The following is a 229-nucleotide window of genomic DNA, read 5'->3' as shown; positions in this document are numbered from 1 at the left end:
TCAGTTGCTCTACCAATTGAGCTAAGTCGGCTAAATGGTGGAGGATGACGGGATCGAACCGCCGACCCCCTGCTTGTAAGGCAGGTGCTCTCCCAGCTGAGCTAATCCTCCGGATTGCCTGGCAACGTCCTACTCTCACAGGGACAAGGTCCCAACTACCATCGGCGCTAGAGAGCTTAACTTCCGTGTTCGGTATGGGAACGGGTGTGGCCTCTCTGCCATCATTACC

General features: G+C 55.9%; 1 tRNA gene and 1 rRNA gene. Both read right to left on the bottom strand.

The features are described 5' to 3' along the window. Positions 1-35: 35 nt before the first annotated feature. Positions 36-111: transfer RNA gene (locus tag MR107_RS30940), tRNA-Val, on the bottom strand. Positions 112-116: 5 nt separating this feature from the next. Continuing rightward, positions 117-229 (bottom strand): 5S ribosomal RNA (gene rrf, locus MR107_RS30935); the annotation flags it as partial.

Source organism: Bacillus cereus group sp. BfR-BA-01441, assembly GCF_022663075.1.
GTDB classification, from domain to species: Bacteria; Bacillota; Bacilli; order Bacillales; family Bacillaceae_G; genus Bacillus_A; species Bacillus_A cereus.
This window is presented reverse-complemented; position numbering and strand designations above follow the sequence as displayed.